The following is a 21,743-nucleotide window of genomic DNA, read 5'->3' as shown; positions in this document are numbered from 1 at the left end:
TCAGCGCTCGGCGACGCGCAGGTCGCGCTCCTGCACCGGTGGCCCGGCGACGAACTCGCGGGCGGGCTGCAGGGGCGCCACGATCACGACGTCCAGAGACGGCTTCATCTCTCCGCCCAGCGCGCCCCACAGGTCGGTCAGCGAACGGTCCGGGCCAGGCGGCCGGGCGACGGTGATCACCAGCTGCTCGTCGACGAACCGCGGTGGCAGGCACGACTCGGGGATGCGGTCGAAGCGCACGAGGTTGTCCAGGATCTGCCCGAGCAGCAGGTGTTCGTCCTCGGGCCGGCTGGTCCAGGCGGTGACCAGGTAGGACACCTTGTAGTAGCGCGGGCCCGGGCGATGCCCGGAGATGCGCCCGTTCTCGTCGCGCACGGCGCGGGCCTGGCCGTCGCGGCGCTCGACGTCCTCCCGGATGTCGTACAGGAACACGTCCACGACGGGCCCGCCTCGGCGCGCCGCCCACTCGCGCGTCGGTGCCTCGAGCACCACCTCCGCGCTCTGGCCGAGCAGGACCTCGGTCCGCAGGAGAGCCGCGAGTGCGGCATCGACGTCGGAGATCACAGCACCATGCTCCCGCCGGACTCGTCGTCGTGGCCGAGGAGTGGGCGAGGCATGCCCCAACGGGCAGTGACGTGGGCGGGGAGCGCGCCTAGCCTGGCGACGTGAGCGTCGTCGAGGCCAGCGAGATCTACCGCGTGGCCCGGCTGGCCGGGTTCAGCCCGGATCAGGCCGTGACCATGACGGCCATCGCGCTCGCGGAGTCGGGCGGCGAGACCGGCGCGCACGCCACGGTCGGGGAGAACTCGCTCGGCCTCTGGCAGATCAACGTCGCCGCGCACCCGAACCTGCAGGGCGTCGACCTGACGGATCCGCTGAACAACGCGAAGGCGGCGTTCGAGGTGTCGGGCCACGGCACCGACATCTCGCCCTGGACCGTGACCCACCGCGGCACGGGCGCGCGCTACCTGCAGTTCCGGACAGAGGCGGAGGTCGCCGCGACGCTGAACGGGGACCACGCCGTCGGCAGCTGGGTCGGGACGCAGGGGTACGGCGACGTGACCGCGGCGGCCGGCGGTGTGGCGACACCGGAACCAGGAGCGGATCCGGTCTCCGACGCCGTGGCTGTGACCGACGGCGGCGACTGGCACGACGGGGGAGTGCTCCAGCAGTTCCTCGACGCGGCCACCGCCCAGGCCGGCGACTCGTACGTGTTCGGGGAGAGGGTGGACCTCGACGACGCCGACCCCGACACGTTCGACTGCTCCGGCCTGGTGAAGTGGGCCGCCGGGCGCGTCGGCGTCGACCTGCCGCACGCGTCCTGGATGCAGTACATCCAGCTGCGCGACGAGGGCTACGCGATCCCCGTCGAGCAGGCGATCCACACGCCCGGCGCGCTGCTGTTCAACTTTCCCTCGGAGCCCGTGGCCGGGTCGGTCCGTCCCACCAATGCCCACGTCGCCATCAGCATGGGCGACGGGCAGACGATCGAGGCGATGAACCCGCACAAGGGCGTGCGGTTCGGGGCGGCCACCGAGAAGCGTTTCGACTTCGCGGTGGTCATCCCGGGGATCTCCGACGGGACGTCGCACGCCGACGCGATCGATCCGGCCCTGGACTCGGACGGCGACGGGATCACGGACCAGATGGAGGCCAAGCTCGGTCTCGACGTGTTCACGATCGACTCCGACGGCGACGGCCTCTCCGACGGGTACGAGCTGATGGTGACGGGCAGCAGGCCGACGGTCGCCGACTCGGACTCGGACGGCTACTCCGACTCGATCGAGCTGGTGCGCGGCTCGGACCCGCTCATGGCCGACGCCCTGACGACGACGTTCACGCACGACGTCCCCGTTCCGGACGACGACCACCTGGTGGACGACCTGTTCGGCCAGGACCACCCCGACGTGCACTAGTCAGATCAAGCCGTGCCGCACGGCGTACGCGACGGCGTGCGACCGGTTGCGCAGCCCGAACCGCCGCGTGATGTCCTGGATGATCGTCTTGACCGTGCGCTCCGAGTAGGCCAGTCGCCGTGCGATCTCGCGCGTGTCCGACCCGTCGCCGAGCATCTCCAGGACCGCGCGCTCACGCTCGGTCAGCGTCGCGAGCGCGAGCATCCGCGGCGCGGGCGCGTCGCCGCCGGAGTGCGGCAGCAGGGCGGACAACAGGTCGGGCGGCACCACCGCGTCGCCGCCGGCGACGGAGCGGAGCAGCTGCGCGAGGCTCTCGCCGGTCACGTCGTGGCGGCGAAGCAGCCCGACCGCACCGGCCTGCAGCACCACGGCGACGACGTCCGTGCTCAGGTCGCCGACGACGACCACCACTCGCGAGTCCCCACGGGCCGCGAGCGACCGCACCTCGGCGAGGCCCCTGGGCGTCACCGTGTCGAGCACGACCAGCGTGATGTCGGGGCCGTGCTCCGGCTGGACGGCCGCGAGGTCTGCGTCGTGCGTGAGAAGCGTCGCGATGCCGGTGCGCGTGATCGCGTCGCCGCCTTCGATGCAGACCCGCACGACGTCGGAGGTGGTGTGCCGTGGCCTGGCCTCGGTGAGCGTCGTCGTCACGACGCCACAGTGCGCCCCGACGCTCAACAGGCGCTCCACAGAAACTCAACAGCCCCGACGTCTCCCCGGACGGGGCTCGCACCGCGACAATGCGGACATGGGGGACGTCGAGGACCTGCTCGTCCAGACCGCCGACGCCGCACGGGCACAGGGACGTGACGACCTGGTCGGCCGCATCGAGGCGTCGCTCGGGCGCCTCGCCGTCCCCGAGTTCCGGGTGGTGGTCTGCGGCGAGTTCAAGAAGGGCAAGAGCTCACTGGTCAACGCCGTGCTGGGCGCACGCGTGTGCGCCACCGACGCCGACGTCGCCACCGCCGTCCCCACGTACGTCCGGTACGGCGAGCGCTTCGAGGCGCGCGAGCTGCTGGGGGAGGGACCGGCATCCGAGCGCGGTGCCGTGGCGACCGACGTCGACGCGGTCGCGACCGGTCACGCCGGGCCGCAGGCTCGTGCGTTGGAGGTGCGACTACCCCGTCGACTGCTGGAGGGCGGCACGGTGCTCGTCGACACGCCCGGGATCAGCGGCGGCCTGGCGTCGAGCCACGCGGGCATCGCGCTTCGGGCGCTCGCCGTCGCGGACGTGCTGATCTTCGTCACCGACGCGGGTGCCGAGCTCGGCCGGGCGGAGCTCGCGTTCCTGTCACAGGCCGCGTCCCTGTGCCCCGTGGTCCTGGGCGCCGTCACGCGGGTGGACCTGTACCCGCAGTGGCGTCGCATCGTGGCCGCGGACGCGCAGCACATCCAGGATGCCGGTCTGGACGTCCCGCTGTACCCGCTCTCAGCACCGCTGCGGCACGCCGGGCTGCGCGAGCGCGACCGCGGGCTGCTGGTCGAGTCGGGGTATCCCGAGCTGACGGCCCGGCTGGTCGCGGAGCAGGACCGGGCGGCCGGGTCGGGCGAGGTGTCGGCGGCCGCGGTCGCCGTCAGCGTCCTCGGCCAGCTGACCGCGGAGCTGACCGCCGAACGACGCGGGCTTGCCGACGACGCCGGCGCCCGCTCGCAGAGCGAGGCGTGGACGGCCGCGAAGGCGCAGGCCACGGACCTGCGCGGCGTCGGCTCCCGCTGGCAGCAGACGCTGTACGACCAGATGGGCGACCTGTCGGCGGACGTCGAGAACGACCTCACGGTCCGGGTCCGCGCTCTGCGTCGTGACGCGGCCGAGCGGATCGCGCAGATGCCTCCGGCGCGACTCGCTGCCGATCTCGGTCCGTGGTTGCAGCAACGCACGACGGAGACGGTTCTCGACCACCAGTCAGTCGTCCGGGCGCGCGCCGAGCAGGTCGCAGACACCGTGTCCGCGACATTCGGATCGGCTGCCATGGACCTGCGTAGAGCGCTCGACCTCGGCATCGCAGAAGGGTCGCCGTGGGCTTCGGTCGGGTTCGAGGCCACCCCGACCCGCAGGTCCGGGCTCGACGCGAGCATCACCGCTCTGCGGGGTGGGTCGGCCGGGGCGATGATCACGCACGCGGCCGGACTGGTGCTCGGTCTCGCGTTCCCGGTGGTCCTCCCCGTGGCGGTCGTGCTTGCCGGGGTGCTCGCCGGCAAGTCGTGGCAGAGCGCGCACAAGTCGCAGCTGCGTCTGTTGCGGGCCGAGACGGAGCGCGCGGTGCTCGGCTACCTCGAGGACGTCGACACGGCAGCCCGCAAGGACACCCGTGACGCCGTCCGACGGCTGCAGCGCCGGCTGCGGGAGGACTTCGAGTCCAGCGCCGCTGAGCTGCTGACGACGGCGACCCGGGCCGTCGAGCAGCTGTCGGCCGCACTGGCCGCAGACGCTGCGCAGCGCAGCCGCCGTCGGGAGGAGGTGGACCGGCAGCTCGCCGGGCTGGAGGGTCAGGCCCTCAAGGCGCGGCACCTGATCGCCGAGCTGCTGCCGGTGCCGTCGTGAGCACGACCGACCGGGTGCGCGGGCTGCTCGTCGACGCCATCGCGGCGTACACCGGCACGCCGCAGGAGGACGCGCTGCGCGCGAGCCTCGACCGGCTGGACGGTCCGCTGCGCGTGGCGTTCGCCGGCCGGGTCAAGGCGGGCAAGTCGACGTTGCTCAACGCCCTCGTCGGCCAGCGTCTGGCTGCCACCGATGCGACGGAGTGCACCCGGATCGTGACGAGCTACGTCGATGGCCCGGCCACCCGGGCGTGGGTGCACCGCGCCGGCGTCGAACCGGTCCAGGTGCCGTTCCGGCGCATCGGTGGACAGACCCACATCGACCTCGGCACCATCCCCGCCGACGAGGTCACCTCGCTCGTCGTCGAGACGCCGTCGTCCCGGCTCGCGACCATGACCCTCATCGACACGCCCGGCATCGGCTCGGTCCGCACGGAGATCTCCGCCCGGACCGAGGCGTTCCTGGTCGAGGACGCCCCGGGGGCAGACGCGGTCCTCTATCTGATGCGGCACCTGCACGCGGCGGACGTCGGCTTCCTGGGCGCGATGCAGGACGACACCCTCGGCCGCAGCTCGCCCGTGAACGCCTTGGGCATCCTGTCGCGGGCCGACGAGATCGCCGGCGGCCGCGAGGACTCGCTCGAGGTTGCCGCCCGGGTCGCTTCCGACTACGCCGCCGACCGCCGCGTCCGCGCCCTGGTGCAGGGGGTCGTGCCGGTCTCGGGCCTGCTGGCCATGGCATCCGTCGAGCTGGAGGAACGCCAGTTCGCCGGCCTGCGCGACCTCGCGACCGCGCCGACCTCGCTGCTGCTCTCTGCCGACCGGCTCGTCGACGCGCGCCCCGACCTGGGCCCGTCACGTGAGCTCCGGTCCGAGCTGCTGGACCTGCTCGGCCTTTTCGGCATCCGCTTGGCCGTGAGCCTCGTCCGCCTCGGAAACGCCTCGGATGCCGGATCGCTGGCGGTGGCCCTGCGCGTGGCCAGCGGTCTCGACGAGGTCCGCACGCTGCTCCGCGAGCGCTTCGCAGTGCGGTCGGCGGTCTTGCAGGCACGCGGTGCGCTCCAGGCGATCGGCTCGGCGCTCGACGCGTCGTCGATCCCGCGGTCTGCCGCATTGCGTCGGGGCGTCGAGAGCGTCGTGGCCGGCGCGCACGAGCTCACCGAGATGGCAGTCCTGGAGGACCTGCGTACGGGCGAGCTCGAGCTGGGAGACGAGGAAGCTCTCGCAGACGCCGAACGGCTGCTCGGCGTCGACGGCGACGACCCACGGGCCCGGCTGGGGCTCGCCACGGACTCGGACGAAGAGACCGTGCACGCCGGGGCCCGGGAGGCCCTGCGCAGGTGGCAGCAACGCTCGAGCAGCCCGATCGCATCGCCGGACATGCGTCGGGTGGCCACGGACGTTCGTCGGACGTGTGAAGGTCTGCTCCAGACCCTGTAGACCGCGCTAAGGGGAGCCGGTTGCCTCGCGGAGCCGACGGCGTCCGCTCCTCAACTTGCATCGACGCACGTGACGTCGATGTGGGCTGCTGCCCCGAACTCGTCAGTCGCTGTCACCTTGACGGTCGACGGCGCGGTGTCCGAACCCGCGAGCTTGGCGCTGCTGGAGAAGTGGCCGACGGGTCCCGTCCTCGTGATCCCCGGAGGGCCGGAAATCCTGACCGTCGACGGAGTGGCATCCGAGAAGGCGCCCGTGACGACGATTTTGCCGGCAATGATCGGGGGCTTTCGAGCCGGGTCGTAGGTCGGGAGCGTGTACGTGCAGCTAGCCGCGGTGATGACGGGCGGCCGGTTTCCCAGGGCGCCGATCTGCTGCGAGGCCGTCCCAGCAGTGACGTTGAGCCCGGGGGCGTTCAAGCCGTCCGTCGGGGGCGTACCGCCTGCCGTGAGCGTCACGTCGTGCGAGGTGCCGGCAGCCAGAGTGAAGGAACTGTTCTGAACGGCGATCCAGCCCATTCCCCCTGCTGGGGAGACCGTCACGGCGACCGTTCCGGCGCACCCTTGGGGCGCCTTCACCGTGATGACGACCACGGCGCCGGCTCTCCGGAGGTCCACCGGGTTGGGGGAGACGGGCAGGGGTGAGCACGGCGCGGCGACCGCGAACGGTTGGGTGAGTGCGCCGACCGGCTGGCCTTCACGGACCAGCGTCAGGGTCACGCTGAAGACCGTGTTGGTCTGCCACGCGACCGGCAGGGACGCGCCGGGTGCGGTGACCTCATCCTTCACCCCGCCCGGTTGGGCCACGAGGTGCCAGTGCCACTCGAGGTCAGCGGTGTCCCCCTCGACCGCGGGCGTCACGCTGAGGGTGTTGGTGGCGTCGTTCTCGTTGACGGAGAGCGATCTGATCGTCACCGGTCCATAGGTCTTCGTGGGGGGGATGGCGGTCGCCGAGGTGACGGGGGGTGTCGGCGTCGTCGGTCCGCCACCACCTTGACCCGGCCCGTTACCCCCCTGACCCGGCCCGTCACCCCCCTGACCCGGCCCGTTGCCCCGCCCGCCCTGGCCCTTGCCTCCGACCTTCGTGGACCCTCCCGTGCCCGGCGTCGCAGTGGCGGTGGCCGTCGGGGTGTTCTTCGGACGCGGCGCGGGGGACTCGGGCAGAGTGAGCGGGGTCGCCGGCGCGCCGGTGGTGGGGTTGAACTTCTCCAGAGACGCAGCCCTTCGCCAGATGCCGTCGACCAGGCGCAGGACGCCGGCCGCGGACCCGTCGCGGTCGTTGTAGAACACCATCCCGCTGGCGGGTGGGGCAGCTGTGAGCTCGAGCGCGTGCCCAGGGTCGGCGAGCGGGAACGTCCCCGCGACCGTGCCCTTGCGCGTGTCCACGACGATGGTGACGCCGCTCGAGCGGTCAGGCACGAAGACGAACCGGCCGGACTGGGCGAGCGCACTGTAGGTGCCGGTCCCGGGTGTCCCGATCTTCACGACCCGCCCGCAGTCGTCGTGACCCACGCCGGCGATGACCAGGGTGCCGGTCGAGGCCACGGCCGCATAGATCTCGCTCTTGTCCTGCGACCCCAGCAGCTCAGCGCCGGCACCCTTGGGGATGTCCAGGCACGTCGCTCTGCCCGCGGACCCGGACGGGCTCACCTGGCGGACCGTCCCCGCTTCCGGGTCGACGAGGACGGGCGACCCCTGGGTGAGGACGAGCTGGTCGGTGCGTGCGGCGGCGCCTCGGTCGACGTGCTTGGTCCCGTCGTACCAGGTCAGGCCACCGCGGGCGGAGTCGACCGCCCACAGGTTCCCGGCATCGTCGACCACCGACTGCCCGGCACCCGGTGCGGCGCCGAGCGCGATCTGGTCGTGCACCTTGAGGGTGTCGGGGTCCACGAGGTAGGCCAGCGACTGCGCGGGGTCGACGACATAGACGTGGTCGTGGCCCTGCAGCACTCGGAGCCCGGAGTCGGCGGCCGTCCCGAAGGCGACGGCCTTGTCCACCTCGCTCGTCGCACCCTCGACGAGCGCGACGCTGCCGACGGTGCGGTCCGTCAGGTACGCCGACGAACCGGCCTGGCTGACGTCGAGCGCGTGGTCGACGCCCTTGATGCGGACTGTCGCCTCGACCTCGTCCGCGGGCCCGTCGATGAGCGAGAGCAGACCCTGGTGCGGCGAGGCGACCCAGGCCGTGCCACTGTCCTGAGCCAGCGAGGTCACGGCGTTGCTGGTTCCGAGCGCCGTCATCCCCGCGACGGGGAGGGCGATCAACGCGACACAGGCGGGGACCTGCCAGCGCCGCCTCATGCTCGGGCCCGCGCGCCCTCGCGCTCGGCCGGTTCGAGTGTCGTCGCGCGGGACCGTCGGCCCGACGGGTCGAGCAGCGGGCGCGGGTCCAGCCACGTGCGCAGCCGGACGGCCAGGGGAGTCGCGGCGGCGATCGCGGTGCGCACGGTTCCCTCGAGCCGCCAGGCGTTGCGCGCGGCAGCGGGTCCGGGGGCGGACGGGGCGAACACGGCGTTCGTCGCGACGACGGCGAGCTCGGCGACGTCGTCCGCGGCGCCCTCGGGCAGGTGGGGCCGAGCCGCGCGGGCGACCTCGATCGGCGTCCAGGACGGCGGCACGGGTATGCCCTGCTCACGGAGTCGGTCGGTGGTCTCGCGCCAGGCGGCACTGATCTGACGGGAGGCCGTGCCGCCCGTGCGTCGCCGTCCGCGACGCAGGAGCTTGCCGCCGACGACCGCCGCCATGAGCAGCAGCAGGAGCAGGACGAGGACCGACACCGTGACGACCGAGGTGCGCACGATCCGCGTGACCACGCCGCCGCCGACCTCCGTGCCGCCGTTCCCCGCGGCCTGGTCGGGCTGGGCCGGCTGGGCGGCCGCGGGGTTGTCGGGGATGACCGGCTGGTCCTCGGGCTCCTGCGGCTGCGGGTCGGCCAGGTTGCGGGTGTCCGTCGGGTCGAACGCCACCCAGCCGTAGCCGTCCAGGAGCACCTCGGGCCACGCGAACGCGTCGGTCGTCGAGACCTTGTACGTGCTTCCGGTCTTCTCCTTGTCCCGCAGCAGGTAGCCGAACGCGACCCGCGACGGGTAGCCCATCGACCGGGCGAGGATCGCGAACGCCGACGCGTACTGCTCGGCGTACCCGGGCGTGGCCTTCTCGCCGACGAGCGTGCGGCGGACTGCGGCGTAGGAGTTGCCCGCCTTGGCCGTCGGGTCGTAGGCCCGGGTCCGCAGGTAGCTCTGCAGCGCGTCGAGCTGAGCCTTCGGGCTCGCGGCGGTGCCGCGGGCGAGGTCGGCCTGCTGACGCACCCACTCGGGTGCGTGAGGCAGCGCCTTGAGCCGCGGCTCGGACGGCGGCGGGACGGCCTTGTCGATGCCGACGGTGCTCGCGACATCGGCGGTCGCGGTGTAGCGCACGGCCTTCGGGCCGGAGCTGTCTGCGGCCTCGGCGCGCACGACGCTCCCGCTCGACTCGTCGATCGCGACCGAGGTCCCGCTGATCGTGCGGGTCTCGCCGACCACGGGCAGGTACGGGCTGCGTCGGCTCGTCACCTCGACGGCGAGCGTGACCGGGTCGGACGATCTCGCGGGGGCTGCTGCCTCGGGCAGCTTCGTCCCGGCCCTGACGAACGTGCCCGACTGGCTCCAGAGCGCGCCGTCGAAGTCGTCGAGCGCCGCGAGCCGGATGCGGTCGACACGGTCGGCACCCGGACCGGTCACCGAGACCGTGTACAGCGCCGAGGACGGACCGGTCATCTGCGGCTTGAGCTCGACCAGCGGCGAGAGCCCGAACGACTGGTCGATCTGGGGCTTGTGCGAGTCGCGGGGGTCCGCCCGGTGCGTGCCGGGAACGATCGGGACCGTCAGGACGAGTGCGGCGGCCACGGCGACGACGAGTGCCACACCCGGGATGCCGAGCAGGACCCGCCCGGCGGAGGACGTCCGCCGGGCACCGGCCGCGTCGGCGCCGACCGCGCGGTCCAGCGCCTCCTCGGCCGCGCGACCGCCGGAACCGGCGTCGGCGCTGCGCACGGAGTTGGCACGGAGCAGGATGAGCGCCGCGAGCACCACCGCGAGCCCGACCGTGACCCCCGTCTGGCTCTGGCCTCGCGCGGCCGTCAGCGCGAGCGCGAGCACCAGCACCCCGACCGCCGGCAGAGCGAGCGACGTGACTGCCGCGGTCCGCAGGACGAGCAGACCGGTGACGAAAGCGGCGGTCAGGGCGGCGGCCGCGGGCAGGGCGAGCGACTGCGGCCCCGGGTCGGCAGGGAGCGTCACCGTGAGCATCCGGTCCCACCCGGACAGCAGGTCCGTGCCGGTCGCCGCCAGCGCAGACGGCTTGGGCACACCGTGCAGCGCGAACAGGGCGTAGAGGTAGACGGCGACCAGGCCCGCGAGCGCGCTCAGCCACCCCGCCCAGCGCCACCAGGCGGACGCCGCGGCCAGCGCGGTCCCCACGAGCACCGCACCGCCGACCCGCGCGGTCCAACCCCAGCCGAAGAAGTACGGCGTGAACGCGAGCGCGGCGACAGCGACGGACAACGCACCGAGCGCCAGCTCGACCGCGACCGGTCCGACCGGCCGGCCGCCCCACCTGTCCTGCGTCGTCGTGGCCACCGTCAACCCCGGATCAGGCTGTTCCAGGCCCGTGCGAAGTCGTCGCTCGTGTCGACGTTCACCACAAGAGCGCCGTCGAGCGGTGCCGACCGACGTCCGGTCCGGTCGCCGACCTGCGCCACGGAGACCATCTGGAACCGCGGGCGCGCCCGAGAGATCGCGGCGCGCTGGTCCGGGTCGGGCTGGCCCGTGACCACGCCGAGCGAGACACCCTCCTCGCGCGGCACCATCCGGAGCAGGGCGCTGAGGCCGGGGTCGTCGTCCGACCTCTCGACCCGAGCCAGCAGGTCCAGCACCTCCGTGCGGTCGCGCGTACGGTCGACGGCGATGCCCGCGCCGCCGGTCGTGCACAGCTGCAGCGGGAACCGCCCGTCGACTGCGGCGACGGCCAACGACGCGGCCACGCGGACCGCCTCCTCGAACGCCTCGTCGTCCGAGTAGGGCGCCCGGGACGTGTCCAGCACGACCATGAGCCGCGGCTCCTCGGGCACGACGTTGTGCCGCACCATGAGGATCCCGGTGCGGGCGGTGGCCTTGGCGTGGATGAGGCGGTGGTCGTCGCCCGGGACGTACTCGCGCAGGCTGTGGAACGCGACGCCGCCGCGTGGCGCGCTCGACGACGTCGGTCCCTCCGAGTCCTGCGAGTGTCCGCTCGGCAGGGAGGCAAGGGCGTGCAGGCGCGGGTAGACGGTCAGCTCCGCGGTGGAGGCGAAGTCGCGGGAGATGCTCATGAGCCGCAGCGGGTCGGTGTGCCCGATCGACAAGGGTCCGACCCGGTAGATGCCCCGACGGTGCGTGGGGAGCGGGTAGGTCGACGCTGTCTGCGCGCCCGGGGCGAGGCTGGGCAGCGGGAGCGTGATGCTGCGGTCGCCGAACCGCTCGGCGGCCAGGACGGGCGGGCTCCGGCGGCGAGCCGTGTTCGTCAGGGTGACCACCCCGCGGGCCAGCTCGCCCTCCTGCACGCGCAGCGGCTGGATCTCGCGGACAGCGGAGAGCGTCGGCCGGTACACCATCCAGACGCCCGAGACTGCCAGTGCGAGCACGCAGACCAGCCCGAGCAGCGCCAGCTCGGGGTAGTCGAACCACCAGCCCGACGCGAGCAGCAGAAGACCGGCGACAGCGACGCCCTTGCCCGACGCGGTGACCACGACGACCGCCTCAGACCGCGGCGCGGGTCTGCGGCACGGGCACAGACGTGATGATCTGCTGCAGGAGCTCGAGGGCCGTGCGGCCGCGGAGCTCGGCCTCGGGCTTGAGGATCATGCGGTGCGGCAGGACGTAGGGCGAGACGACCTTGACGTCGTCGGCGGTGACGAACGACCGTCCCTGCGCGGCGGCGAACGCCTGGGCCGCCTTGGCCACGGCGATCGTGCCGCGCGGGCTGATCCCGAGCCGCAGGTCGGGCAGGGTGCGGCTCGACGCCGTGATCGTGACGATGTACGTGAGCACCGCGGGCGCGAGGTGGACCTGTGCGGCGATCTGGTTCATCTGCTGCAGGTCCGACGTGGTCATCACCGACTGCAGGCTGTCCGTCGTGTGGCCCGCCGTGGCGTTGGCCACCACCTGGACCTCGGCGTCGTGGTCCGGGTACCCGATGGTGGTCCGCATCATGAACCGGTCCAGCTCGGCCTCGGGCAGGTCGTACGTGCCGCTCTGCTCCACCGGGTTCTCCGTCGCGATGACGATGAACGGCCGGGGCACCAGGTACGGCACCGCGTCGATCGTGACCTGGCGCTCGGCCATGACCTCGAGGAGCGCCGACTGGGTCTTGGGCGAGGCGCGGTTGATCTCGTCGCCGAGCACGATGTTCGCGAACACTGCGCCCGGGTGGAAGACGAACTCACGCTTGCCGCTGTCGTAGATCTGGACGCCCGTGACGTCCGACGGCAGCAGGTCCGGGGTGAACTGGATGCGGCGCATCGAACCGTCGATGGACTGCGAGATGGCTTTGGCCAGGGACGTCTTGCCGGTGCCGGGGACGTCCTCGAGGAGCAGGTGCCCCTCGGCCAGCATGCAGATCACGGCCATGCGCACGACGTCCGGCTTGCCCTTGATGAACGTCTCGATGTTGGCGACCAACGCGTCGAAGCGCTCGGCGAACCACGCGGTCCGCCCTGCGGACGACGTGTCCGGGTACTCGGCGTCCACGACACTCCCTGGGTCTGGTACCGAAGCTGGCACAAATCGGATGTGTGGTACATCACTCTAGAGAGGCTGTGTGCGCGGCTGATACAGGGATGGCTCGGAACTGCACGGATGGGCTGACGGTGAGGGGGTGCCCGTGGATCCGGTGCTCGTCATCGGCGAGAGCGTGCTGAGCGCCGACCCCGGAGGGCAGGCCCGTGCACGGGTGACCGTGCGGAACGTGGGGGAGATCGTCGCGCAGTACCGGTTCGAGGTGCTCGGCGAGGCCGCGCGGTGGGCGACGGTGGTCCCGGCGCACGTGTCGGTGCTGCCGGGAGAGTCCCAGGAGCAGACCGTCGAGGTGCTCTTCCGTCCGCCGGTGGCTCCCGCTGCGCCCGTCGGCACCATCCCGTTCGGTGTCCGGTGCGTCTCCATGGAACGACAGGACGTCGCGGCGGTCGTCGAGGGTGACATCGTCGTCAGCGCCGTGCAGGACCTGGACGCGCGGCTGCGTCCGGACGGTTCCCGCGGGGCACGCGCCGGGCACTACCGGGTGGACCTGCACAACACCGGCACCGCCGACCTGGAGGTCGAGCTGGCCGTGGCGGACCGGGCCGAGCTCCTGCGCTTCGCGCTGGCGCCGACCGCCGTCGAGGTCCCTGCCGGCGCGACGGTCCCGTCGTATCTCGCGGTCCAGCCGCGTACGCCCAAGCTCGTCGGAAAGCCGCTGCCCCACCCCTTCACCGTGACGTACCGCGTCCCCGGGACCGACCGTGCGGGGGAGCTCGCCGAGACGTACGTCCAGCGGCCGACGGTCCGGCGCTGGATGGTCGTCCTGACCATCCTGCTCGTCGGCGCTCTGGTGGCCGCGTACCTGATCCTGCGCGGTCAGGGCGGCTCCACGGCCCTCGAGGTCGGACTGCCCCCGACCGTCGCGGTCACCTCGGCGACGGGCGGGCCCGGCGTCGTCGAGATCCACTGGCAACGGAGCCCGTACGCCACCGGCTACAGCTTGCAGGAGCTGTCGGAGGCGGGTGACGCCACCGGTGCCCTGAAGATCGACGCGGCCCAGACCTCGACGTCCTGGCCCGACCGGTCGGCCGGGACGCACTGCTACCGCGTGGCCGTCGAGGTGGAGGACAAGCCGGGCGGGTACGGCGAGCAGAAGTGCACGGAGGTGCTGCCCGGCGCGGGCACCGAGACGCCCGCGCCGACGCCCTCGGCGACGGCCGGCGGCGCCCCCTTCGAGCCCGTCGGCTTCTACGCGATCTTCGGCAACTTCCCGTTGAGCGACGCGGCGAACCAGGGCGCGGCGATGGCGATGCTCGCCGCCCTGCAGGGCGCCGGGGCGGAGGGTGTGCAGATGCGGTCGAGCCTCGACTCGGCGACGTTCGCCGACGGTGCGGGCAACGCCGGGAACACGGTCGTCTTCAAGGACGGGTTCGCGTCGGAGGCCGAGGCGCGCGCGGTCTGTGACCAGTTCCGGGCGATCGCGGGCAGCTGCGTCGTGCAGGGCAGCGCGCCACCGGCGGCGACACCGTGACCTACGCGCTGGGCATCGATGTCGGGACGGCCTACACCGCGGCGGCCGTCTGGCGGGACGGCCGCGCGTCGACCGTGCCGCTCTCGGACCGTACCGACACCGTGCCCTCGGCCGTGCTGCTCCGGGCGGACGGCGCGCTGCTCGTCGGAGATGCGGCCGTGCGACGCGGGGTGCTGGAACCCGAGCGGCTCGCCCGCGGGTTCAAGCGGCGCATGGGGGACCCGACCGGCCTGCTGCTGGGTGAGGAGGCCATGGCCCCGGAGGTCCTCACCGGCACGCTGATCCGCTGGGTCGTCGAGACCGTGGCGGCGCGCGAGGGTGGTCCGCCCGAGCACGTCACCCTGACCTGCCCGGCCCAGTGGGGTGACCTGCGCCGCGACCTGCTCGTGAGCGCGGCGGCGGAGGCGGGGTTGACGGGTGTCGGGTTGCTGGCCGAACCCGTCGCGGCGGCGGTCCACTACGCGTCGCAGCGCCGGGTTGCGCCCGGTGCGCTCGTCGCGGTGTACGACTTCGGTGGTGGCACGTTCGACTCCGCGGTCGTGCTCAAGACGGGCGACGGCTACGAGCTGCGCGGCGACCCCGACGGGGACGAGCACATCGGCGGCGAGGACGTCGACCAGGCCGTGATGAACCACGTGGCCTCCGCCCTCGGCCGCGCCTGGTCGCTGCTCGACGTGGAGGACCCGGCGGTGCGGCAGGGCCTCGCATCCGTCCGCGAGTCGGCGGTGCTGGCCAAGGAGACCCTGTCGCACGACGTCGAGGCGACGGTCCCGGTGATCCTGCCCGGCCTGACGCGTGACGTCCGGATCACCCGCGGCGAGCTCGAGCGGGCGATCCGCATCGACGTGCTGCGCACGGTCGACGTGCTCGCGCGCACCATCGAGTCCGCGGGCCTGACCCCACGCGACCTGGACAGCGTGCTGCTCACGGGCGGGTCGAGCCGTATCCCGCTGGTCTCGGAGCTGATCGCCGCCGAGCTCGGGGTGCCCGTCGTCGTCGACGTGCACCCCAAGTACGCGGTGTGCCTCGGGGCCGCCCTGACGGGTGCGGGACGGCTGGCGCCCGCCCTCCCTGCGGCACCGCCGAGCCCGCCGGCGGACGACCTCGTCGGCCTGCTCGCCCAGGCACCGGCCGTCGTGGTCGAGGCGGAGCCGAAGGACGTCGGCATCACGGCGCCGGTCGACGTGGCCGTGACCATGCGGGTCGGGACGCGTCTCGCGCTGCGCTACCTGACCGCGAGCGACACCGTGGAGGCCGAGTACCGTGGCGACGCCCGCCGCGGGCTGATCGTCGCGGCGGCCGTGGTCGGCGCTGTCGCGCTCGTGGTCGGAGCGCTCGTGCTGCTCACGTCCTTGCGCGGCTGAGCCTCAGCAGAGGGTCCCGTGGTACGGGGCCGACCTGGCGCCGTACCGGTCCCGCGCCACGACCGTGTACTGGGTGGCTCCTGCGATCGTCGTCGTGTCGACCAGTGCGCGGAACGACGTCGGCTGCGTCGGGTTGATGTTCGTGATGGGGAACCTCTGGCCACCGATGGTCAAGGTGCCCGTCAGGCCGGCGAGATCACCGTCGTTCCAGAAGGTCGTCACAGCGCGTAGCGGGCCGCCGGGCATGGTGCACGAGTCCGGCCCCGCGCTGGTCGGTGGGATGTTGGCGAAGATCGAGACTGCCGGTCCACTCCCGCCGTTCGAGGTCAGGTACAACGCCAGCCCGTTGTCTCCGTCGACGGGTGGGGTCCCCGCGCGGGTCACGGTGACGCTGGTCGACTGGCCGGCCGGCACCGTCACGGTCGACGGCGAGACCTGCAGCCACCCGGGCATCTCGAACGTGACGTCGAAGCCTCCGACGCACCCGCCGGGTGCCGTGAGGCCGAGGTTCGCGCTGCCCGAGCTGACGTCGAGCGTTCCCGTGCCCACCGCGATCGCGTCCGGCGATGCCGAGCACGGCAGACCCACGACGAACGTGGTGGTCCCGGCGTTCATGGCGCCGTCCGGCGTCAGCAGCTCGAGGGTGATCTGGTAGCTGCCGGCCGCGCCCGGCGTGAACGTGATCGGGGCGTAGTCGGTCGTGGTCTGGATGAAGCCGTTGCCGACGTCGCTCTGATAGGACCAGTTGAACGCGGTTCCGGGCGGCGCGCCGGTCGTCGTGGCCGAGAGATGGACGGTCTGCCCGAGCGTGTACGTCGTCGCGTCTGCCGTCACGGAGGTGACCTGGACGTAGGGCGCCGGATCGGCGGTGAACGCCAGCGGTGTCGCGGTCGCGGTTCCCCGCGCGGTCCGGACGGTCAGGGTCACGACGAAGTCGGCGCCGCCGGTGTACGGGAGCGTGGCGCTCATCGTGCCGACCGAGCTCGCCGTCGCGAGCACCGGGCCGCCGGGCCGGCTCAAGCTCCACGTCCAGGTGGCGCCGTCCGCGTTCTGCGCGGGTGCGCTGATGGTGACGGAACCGCCGAGCACGGCCGGCACGGGCGCCAGCGTGAGCGCGCCGACGACCGGGCCGGCGTCGCCACCCTGATGCGTCCCACCGCCGGGACGGGTCGTGCCGCCGGGGCGCGGCGTGCGGGAGGGGGCAGGGACGACCGTCGACGGCGGTCGGTGGGACGCCGACCTGCTCGGGGCAGGAGCCGGAGCGCGGCTCGGTCCGGGCGTCGGCGCGGCTGGGGCGGCGGTGGCGGGAGCCTGCGGTTCTGGCGTGACGATCGCGGCGGCCTTGCCGGTCGTCGGGTCGTACTTCTGGAGTGCGTGCGACGCGCGCCAGGTGTCGCCGTCGAGTCGGAGCACGCCCGCGTCGGACCCGTCCCGGTCGTTGTAGAAGACGAGCCCGTCCTTGTCGATCAGCTCGACGTCGTGTCCTGGTGCCGCCAGGTCGAACGTGCCGACGATGCGGTCGTCGGTGGTGTCGATGACGCGCGTGCGGCCGGTGCTGGTCACGGGGACGAAGACGAACCTGCCGGACTGGGCGAGCGCGCCGAACGTGGCGTCCGGGTCGGCCACCTGGATGAAGCGGCTGCAGTCGTCGTGGTCCACGGACGCCACGACGACGGTGCCGGTCGCCGGGACGGCGGCGAAGACCTCGGCGCGCGTGCGTGAACCCAGCAGATGGACGTCGTCGCTCGAGCGCACGTCGAGGCAGGAGGCGTTCCGTGCGACGCCCGCGTCGCCGAGCGTCCGGACGGATCCCGTCGTGGTGTCGACCAGCACGGGTCGCCCTTCCACGAGCACGAGCCTCGACGCGGCGGCGTGGGCGCCGGCGTCGACGTGCTTGTCGGGGTCGAACCAGGTCAGGGCACCGCTCGTGCGATCGATCACCCACAGTCGGCCGGAGTCGTCGACGACCGCCTGCCCGGGTCCGGGCTGTGCGGCCAGCGACAACGCTCGCCGAACCCGAAGGCTGCGGGGGTCGACACTGGAGGCGGTCCGTCGCGCGGGGTCGAGGACGTACACGACGTCCGCGTTGCGCAGCACCGTCAGGCCGCCGCCCGCCGGGGTGAACCGGATGGGGTCGGTGACCTCGTCCGTCGCGCCGTCGATGCGGGCGACGGTGCCGTCGGTCGTGTCCGCGAGGTAGGCCGACGAGCCGGACTGGACGACATCGAGCTCATGGTCCTGGGCGTGCAGGCGGATCCCGGCGACCACCTGCTCGGACGGACCGTCGATGAGCGAGACCAGTCCTTGGGAGGGCGACGTCACCCAGGCGCCTCCGCCGCTCTGGACGAAGCGCTCGAGCGCGTTGCCCCGACCGTCGAGAGCCGCGACAGTCATCGGGACCAGGACGGCGGCCGCAACGACCGCTCCCGTCAGCGCGCGCGGCCGCCACCATCCGCGTCGACGCCGACCGTCCACCAGACCTCCCTCCCGGGCTCGTCGTCCTCCCATAGTGGACCCATGGCCCGCAGGGGACGAGACACCCGGTGGGAGCTCAGCGGCGTCGCCCGACCGCCCACTCGAGCGTGGCCAGCAGGACGACCACGAGCCCGGCCAGCACGGCACCGAGGGGCAGCGTGCAGGCCAGCACGAGGCAGCCGACCAGCCCGACGACGGGGATCAGCCGCGGCGGTCGCCCCTCGTCGCGGCTCAGAGTCAGCGCGGAGGCGTTCGCGATCGCGTAGTAGACGAGCACCCCGAACGACGAGAAGCCGATCGCACCTCGCAGGTCGAGCGTCGAGACGAGGGCGACGACCACGATGCCGATGGTCACCTCGGCCGTGCGGGGGGTGCGGGTCCGGGCGTGGAGCCTGGCGAGCCGGGCGATCGGCGGTCGGTCACGGGCCACGGCGACGACCGTTCGGGACACGCCGAGCAGGAGTGCCAGCAGTGCGCCCAGCGACGCGGTGGCGGCGCCGACCTGGACGGCGGGCGACCACGCGGCCCACGACCCCGCCTCGACGACCGCCTGAAGCGGTGCGGGCGTCGCGGCGAGCCCGTGCGCGCCGATCGCGAGCAGTGCGCTGAGGCCGACGACCCCGTAGACCACCAGCACGACGAGCAGAGCGATGCTGATCGCACGCGGGATGGTCCGGGTGGGGTCGCGCACCTCCTCACCCAGGGTCGCGACGCGGGCGTAGCCGGCGAAGGCGAAGAACAGCAGCCCGGCCGACTGGAGGATCCCCACCGCGTCGGACCCGGGGAACGGCTGGAGGTTCGTCGGGTCAGCCGTGCCACCACGGAACGAGGCCAGGACGACGACCGCGAGCGCGGCGAGCGACACGACCACGATCACGGTGCTGAGCTGGGTGGACCGCTGAACGCCCGCCCAGCCCAGGGCCGTCAGGGCGACGACGGCAAGCACGGCGACCGGTCGGGCGTGACCAGGAGCCACGTACGACCCGACGGTCAGAGCCATCGCGGCACAGCTGGCGGTCTTGCCGACGATGAAGGCCCAGCCCGCCTGGCCGGCCCACAGCTCACCGAGCCGGTGGCGGGCGTAGACGTACGTACCGCCCGACGTCGGGTACCGCGCGGCGAGGCGGGCGGAGGACGTCGCGTTGCAGTAGGCGACGACCGCGGCGATGGCCAGCCCGATGAGGAGGCCTGACCCGGCTGCGGCTGCGGCGGGCGCGAACGCCGAGAAGATCCCGGCGCCGATCATCGCCGACATCCCGACGACCACGGCGTCCCGGAGGCCGAGCCGCCGGACCATCGCCTGCGGGGCCGGTGTCAGATCGGAGCCGGGATGCACGGCCCCATCATGGCGCCGGGCGATGTCTGCGCAGGGAGATGCCCACGGAAGTTCACGCTGCGGATGCGTGTACGGCCTGCGTCGGGACGGCGTCGACGGTCTCGATACGGAAGGCGAGCGACCGCCAGGCCCGCAGACGGTCCTCAGGAACTGAGCCGGCAGAAGTCGTCTCCGCCGGGTCGACCGGGTATCCGAGCTGGTCCATGTACGTCCTGTCTGTTCGGTAGCCCGGCTGACCGTGAAGGCCCCGTGGCTTTGCGTCCCCGCCTCGCAGCGGGTTTGCCGTCTCGCGACTTACCCAACGGTAAGTGAACAAGTCAGTGACCAGTGTCATTAGCGGCACGACTGATGAACATCCGTCCATCTTTCACCCGACTGGACGTTCGAGACGTCACCCGCTCGGCGGTGCGGGCGCTACCCGCCGACTCCGGAGCGCGGGGGGACGGGGAGTCCTGGCTGGTCCGGACCGTCGAACGACTGCTGGTTCGACCACTGCGGACCGTCCGTCCACGCGCCGTCGTCGATCTGGTACGCGACGAAGAGCAAGAAGGCGACCCAGGCGATCCACACCAGGATCGAGAAAGCGATCAGGCAGCCGCCGACGATCACGCTGGTGACGGCCCACCGCCGGGCGCCGGCCGCCTCGCGCTGCGCCGTCTCGTCGTCACCGGCACCGAACGCCTGCGCCGCGCGGTGCGACGCGAGGAGCGCCGGGATGCCGGTCGGCCAGAACACCAGCATCGCGGCGATGACCCAGCCGACGGGAGCGCCGGTGAACCGGGGGCGGGTCGGTGCCGAGGGCAGCGCGACCGCGTGCGTCGGCTGCGGGGCGGTTGCCGGCCCCGGCTCGGGGGCGTTCGGCACTGACGTCACGTCGTCCTCCTGCGGCTCGGTCCTCGGCCGCAGCGTACGGCCGGGAGCTGTGCTGTCAGCGGTAGGGTCCGGCGCATGGGGATCCGGCAGCTGGCATGGCGAGCCTGCTACGAGCTCCTCGGCGCGCGGGTACGGCGCACCGAGTGGGCGTTCATGAACTACGGCTACGCATCGCGCGTCGGTGCGGCACCCGAGCTGGAGCCGGCCGACGAGCCGGACCGGTTCTGCATCCAGCTCTACGCGCACGTCCTCGACGGTGTCGACCTCACGGGAGCGGACGTGCTCGAGGTCGGGTCGGGGCGCGGCGGCGGTGCGTCCTGGATGAGCCGGTACCTGGGCCCACGATCGACGACCGGAGTCGACTTCGCAGCGTCGGCGGTCTCCTTGGCGCGTCGTGACCGACGGGGACCGCAGCTGACGTTCGTCCGCGGCGACGCAGCGGCCCTGCCGTTCACCGGCGCCTCGTTCGACGTCGTCGTGAACGTCGAGTCGTCGCACTGCTACGGGTCCATGGAGGCATTCGTCTCGGAGGTGCGGCGCGTCCTTCGGCCCGGCGGCCACTTCGTGTGGGCGGACCTTCGCGACGAACCGGACGTGGCAACGACCCGGGAGCAGCTCGCATCGAGCGGGCTCGTGCCGGTGCGCGAGCGCGACATCACCGCCGAGGTCCTGCACGCGATGCGGCTCGACGACGCCCGCAAGGCGGACATGGTCCGCGAATGGATCCCTCGGCCGTTCCAGAGGCCGCTGCGCGGGTTCGCCGGGCTCGACGGCACCCGGAATCCTGAGGGTATGGCCGCGGGGACGATCCGGTACCTCAGTGCCGCGCTCGTGCGCGCCACCTGACTCGGCGGGGCGACCCGCACCCGGTCCTGGTGTCGCAGCCCGTAGGGCCTTGCTGCGCCGCCGGGTCCGGAGGACGCTGATGTCGAGACGGAGGGGTGCCATGACAGGATTCGTGCAGATCATCGACTTCCGCACGACGCGGATCGACGAGGTGCAGGCGCTGGGCGACGAGTACGTGTCGGCCCGCGCTGCGGAAGGTGACACCCACGTGGTTCGGACGGTCGTGACCGCCGACCGCGACGAGCCGGGTCGCTACCTCAACATCGTCGAGTTCGACTCCTACGAGGCGGCGATGGAGAACTCCGCACGGCCCGAGACCGACGCGTTCGCGGCGAGGCTCGCGGCTCTGTGCGACGGGCCCCCGACGTTCGTGAACCTCGACGTCCGGTTCGTCTGGGGCCGCTGACGCCCCTCCCGGTCCGAGCCGTACCGGTCAGGACTCGGTGTGCTTGCGCATCTCGTCGGTCACCTTGTGCTCGACCAGCACGGGCACGAAGTCGCGCACCGCCGAGCCCTCGAACTCGGCCAACGCCGTGTCCACCTGCTCGTGGACCTGCTCGGAGGGCACGTCGGGGAACCTCGTCGCGATCCGGTCGACCACCTCGTCGATGGCCTTCGACTCATCCTCGATCGGCATGCGTCGAGCGTGACAGAACCGCCCGGCGGTCGCCAC

Annotated in this window: 18 protein-coding genes and 1 riboswitch; of the genes, 7 read left to right on the top strand and 11 right to left on the bottom strand. The window is 72.7% G+C overall.

The window, feature by feature from the left end:
* Positions 1-564, bottom strand: a complete 564-nt coding sequence (locus I847_RS21610) for a DUF4255 domain-containing protein (RefSeq protein WP_034608759.1) — start codon at positions 562-564, stop codon at positions 1-3.
* 101 nt (positions 565-665) lie between these two features.
* On the opposite strand from I847_RS21610, the gene I847_RS21605 reads away from it, so the two are divergent.
* Positions 666-1,916 carry an NlpC/P60 family protein gene (locus I847_RS21605; RefSeq protein WP_051274398.1) on the top strand — a complete coding sequence of 417 codons (1,251 nt, stop codon included), beginning with the start codon at positions 666-668 and terminating at the stop codon, positions 1,914-1,916.
* Here I847_RS21605 and I847_RS0102980 read toward each other — a convergent pair whose 3' ends face one another.
* Complete coding sequence (locus tag I847_RS0102980) at positions 1,917-2,567, bottom strand: response regulator transcription factor (RefSeq protein ID WP_196804454.1); 651 nt, start codon at positions 2,565-2,567, stop codon at positions 1,917-1,919. It abuts the gene before it with no gap.
* Positions 2,568-2,664: 97 nt separating this feature from the next.
* Between I847_RS0102980 and I847_RS21600 the strand changes: the two genes are divergently transcribed.
* Both I847_RS21600 and I847_RS0102970 read left to right on the top strand, forming a co-directional pair.
* Positions 2,665-4,458, top strand: coding sequence for a dynamin family protein (locus tag I847_RS21600; protein WP_034608758.1), 1,794 nt, complete (start codon positions 2,665-2,667; stop codon positions 4,456-4,458).
* Positions 4,455-5,897: a dynamin family protein gene (locus I847_RS0102970; RefSeq protein WP_028048498.1), complete on the top strand. Its 1,443-nt coding sequence runs from the start codon at positions 4,455-4,457 to the stop codon at positions 5,895-5,897. Before I847_RS21600 ends, I847_RS0102970 begins: the two co-directional genes overlap by 4 nt.
* A gap of 50 nt (positions 5,898-5,947) precedes the next feature.
* Here I847_RS0102970 and I847_RS0102965 read toward each other — a convergent pair whose 3' ends face one another.
* Genes I847_RS0102965 through I847_RS0102950 form a run of 4 tightly spaced genes read right to left on the bottom strand, consistent with a single transcriptional unit; the run spans position 5,948 to position 12,657 of the window.
* Positions 5,948-8,134, bottom strand: coding sequence for a YncE family protein (locus I847_RS0102965; RefSeq protein ID WP_155855969.1), 2,187 nt, complete (start codon positions 8,132-8,134; stop codon positions 5,948-5,950).
* Positions 8,135-8,190: 56 nt separating this feature from the next.
* Positions 8,191-10,509, bottom strand: coding sequence for a transglutaminaseTgpA domain-containing protein (locus I847_RS0102960; RefSeq protein WP_028048496.1), 2,319 nt, complete (start codon positions 10,507-10,509; stop codon positions 8,191-8,193).
* 2 nt (positions 10,510-10,511) lie between these two features.
* Complete coding sequence (locus I847_RS0102955) at positions 10,512-11,657, bottom strand: DUF58 domain-containing protein (protein WP_028048495.1); 1,146 nt, start codon at positions 11,655-11,657, stop codon at positions 10,512-10,514.
* A 10-nt stretch (positions 11,658-11,667) separates the two neighbouring features.
* Entirely contained in the window at positions 11,668-12,657 is a 990-nt protein-coding gene (locus tag I847_RS0102950; RefSeq protein WP_028048494.1) for a MoxR family ATPase, read from the bottom strand.
* Positions 12,658-12,784: 127 nt separating this feature from the next.
* On the opposite strand from I847_RS0102950, the gene I847_RS25315 reads away from it, so the two are divergent.
* Entirely contained in the window at positions 12,785-14,176 is a 1,392-nt protein-coding gene (locus I847_RS25315; protein WP_155855968.1) for a hypothetical protein, read from the top strand.
* Positions 14,173-15,540: an Hsp70 family protein gene (locus I847_RS21590; protein ID WP_051274395.1), complete on the top strand. Its 1,368-nt coding sequence runs from the start codon at positions 14,173-14,175 to the stop codon at positions 15,538-15,540. The genes I847_RS25315 and I847_RS21590 overlap by 4 nt, the downstream gene beginning before the upstream one ends.
* Before the next feature lie 3 nt (positions 15,541-15,543).
* Here the strand turns inward: I847_RS21590 and I847_RS0102935 are convergent, their stop codons facing one another.
* The 4 genes from I847_RS0102935 to I847_RS0102920 all read right to left on the bottom strand — a co-directional run bounded on the left by I847_RS0102935 (position 15,544) and on the right by I847_RS0102920 (position 20,224).
* On the bottom strand, positions 15,544-18,015 hold the full coding sequence (locus I847_RS0102935) for a YncE family protein (RefSeq protein ID WP_028048492.1): 2,472 nt from the start codon (positions 18,013-18,015) through the stop codon (positions 15,544-15,546).
* Positions 18,016-18,091: 76 nt separating this feature from the next.
* A complete protein-coding gene (locus I847_RS0102930; RefSeq protein ID WP_369751697.1) occupies positions 18,092-19,351 on the bottom strand; it encodes an APC family permease in 1,260 nt (419 codons plus the stop codon).
* A gap of 52 nt (positions 19,352-19,403) precedes the next feature.
* Positions 19,404-19,556: a hypothetical protein gene (locus tag I847_RS26510; protein WP_155855967.1), complete on the bottom strand. Its 153-nt coding sequence runs from the start codon at positions 19,554-19,556 to the stop codon at positions 19,404-19,406.
* A 14-nt stretch (positions 19,557-19,570) separates the two neighbouring features.
* Positions 19,571-19,645: riboswitch (cyclic di-GMP riboswitch) on the bottom strand.
* A gap of 120 nt (positions 19,646-19,765) precedes the next feature.
* Positions 19,766-20,224 carry a CD225/dispanin family protein gene (locus tag I847_RS0102920; RefSeq protein ID WP_155855966.1) on the bottom strand — a complete coding sequence of 153 codons (459 nt, stop codon included), beginning with the start codon at positions 20,222-20,224 and terminating at the stop codon, positions 19,766-19,768.
* Between the two features lie 75 nt (positions 20,225-20,299).
* Between I847_RS0102920 and I847_RS0102915 the strand changes: the two genes are divergently transcribed.
* Entirely contained in the window at positions 20,300-21,070 is a 771-nt protein-coding gene (locus I847_RS0102915) for a class I SAM-dependent methyltransferase (RefSeq protein ID WP_028048489.1), read from the top strand.
* Between the two features lie 100 nt (positions 21,071-21,170).
* Complete coding sequence (locus I847_RS0102910) at positions 21,171-21,476, top strand: hypothetical protein (protein ID WP_028048488.1); 306 nt, start codon at positions 21,171-21,173, stop codon at positions 21,474-21,476.
* Between the two features lie 27 nt (positions 21,477-21,503).
* On the opposite strand, the gene I847_RS0102905 is transcribed toward I847_RS0102910, so the two are convergent.
* Positions 21,504-21,707, bottom strand: coding sequence for a three-helix bundle dimerization domain-containing protein (locus tag I847_RS0102905; protein WP_028048487.1), 204 nt, complete (start codon positions 21,705-21,707; stop codon positions 21,504-21,506).
* Between the last annotated feature and the right edge of the window lie 36 nt (positions 21,708-21,743).

Source organism: Cellulomonas sp. URHD0024 (genome assembly GCF_000426185.1).
Taxonomy (GTDB): domain Bacteria; phylum Actinomycetota; class Actinomycetes; order Actinomycetales; family Cellulomonadaceae; genus Cellulomonas.
Note: the sequence above shows the minus strand (reverse complement) of the source record. Positions and strands in the feature narration are given on the sequence as shown.

What these genes read in the sequence shown, in the direction of transcription:
- I847_RS0102915 (WP_028048489.1), top strand. Translation starts at nt 20,300, where the DNA reads ATGGGGATCCGGCAGCTGGCATGGCGAGCCTGCTACGAGCTCCTCGGC.
- I847_RS0102910 (WP_028048488.1), top strand. Translation starts at nt 21,171, where the DNA reads ATGACAGGATTCGTGCAGATCATCGACTTCCGCACGACGCGGATCGAC.
- I847_RS0102965 (WP_155855969.1), bottom strand. Translation starts at nt 8,134, where the DNA reads ATGACGGCGCTCGGAACCAGCAACGCCGTGACCTCGCTGGCTCAGGAC.
- I847_RS26510 (WP_155855967.1), bottom strand. Translation starts at nt 19,556, where the DNA reads ATGGACCAGCTCGGATACCCGGTCGACCCGGCGGAGACGACTTCTGCC.
- I847_RS0102905 (WP_028048487.1), bottom strand. Translation starts at nt 21,707, where the DNA reads ATGCCGATCGAGGATGAGTCGAAGGCCATCGACGAGGTGGTCGACCGG.
- I847_RS21600 (WP_034608758.1), top strand. Translation starts at nt 2,665, where the DNA reads ATGGGGGACGTCGAGGACCTGCTCGTCCAGACCGCCGACGCCGCACGG.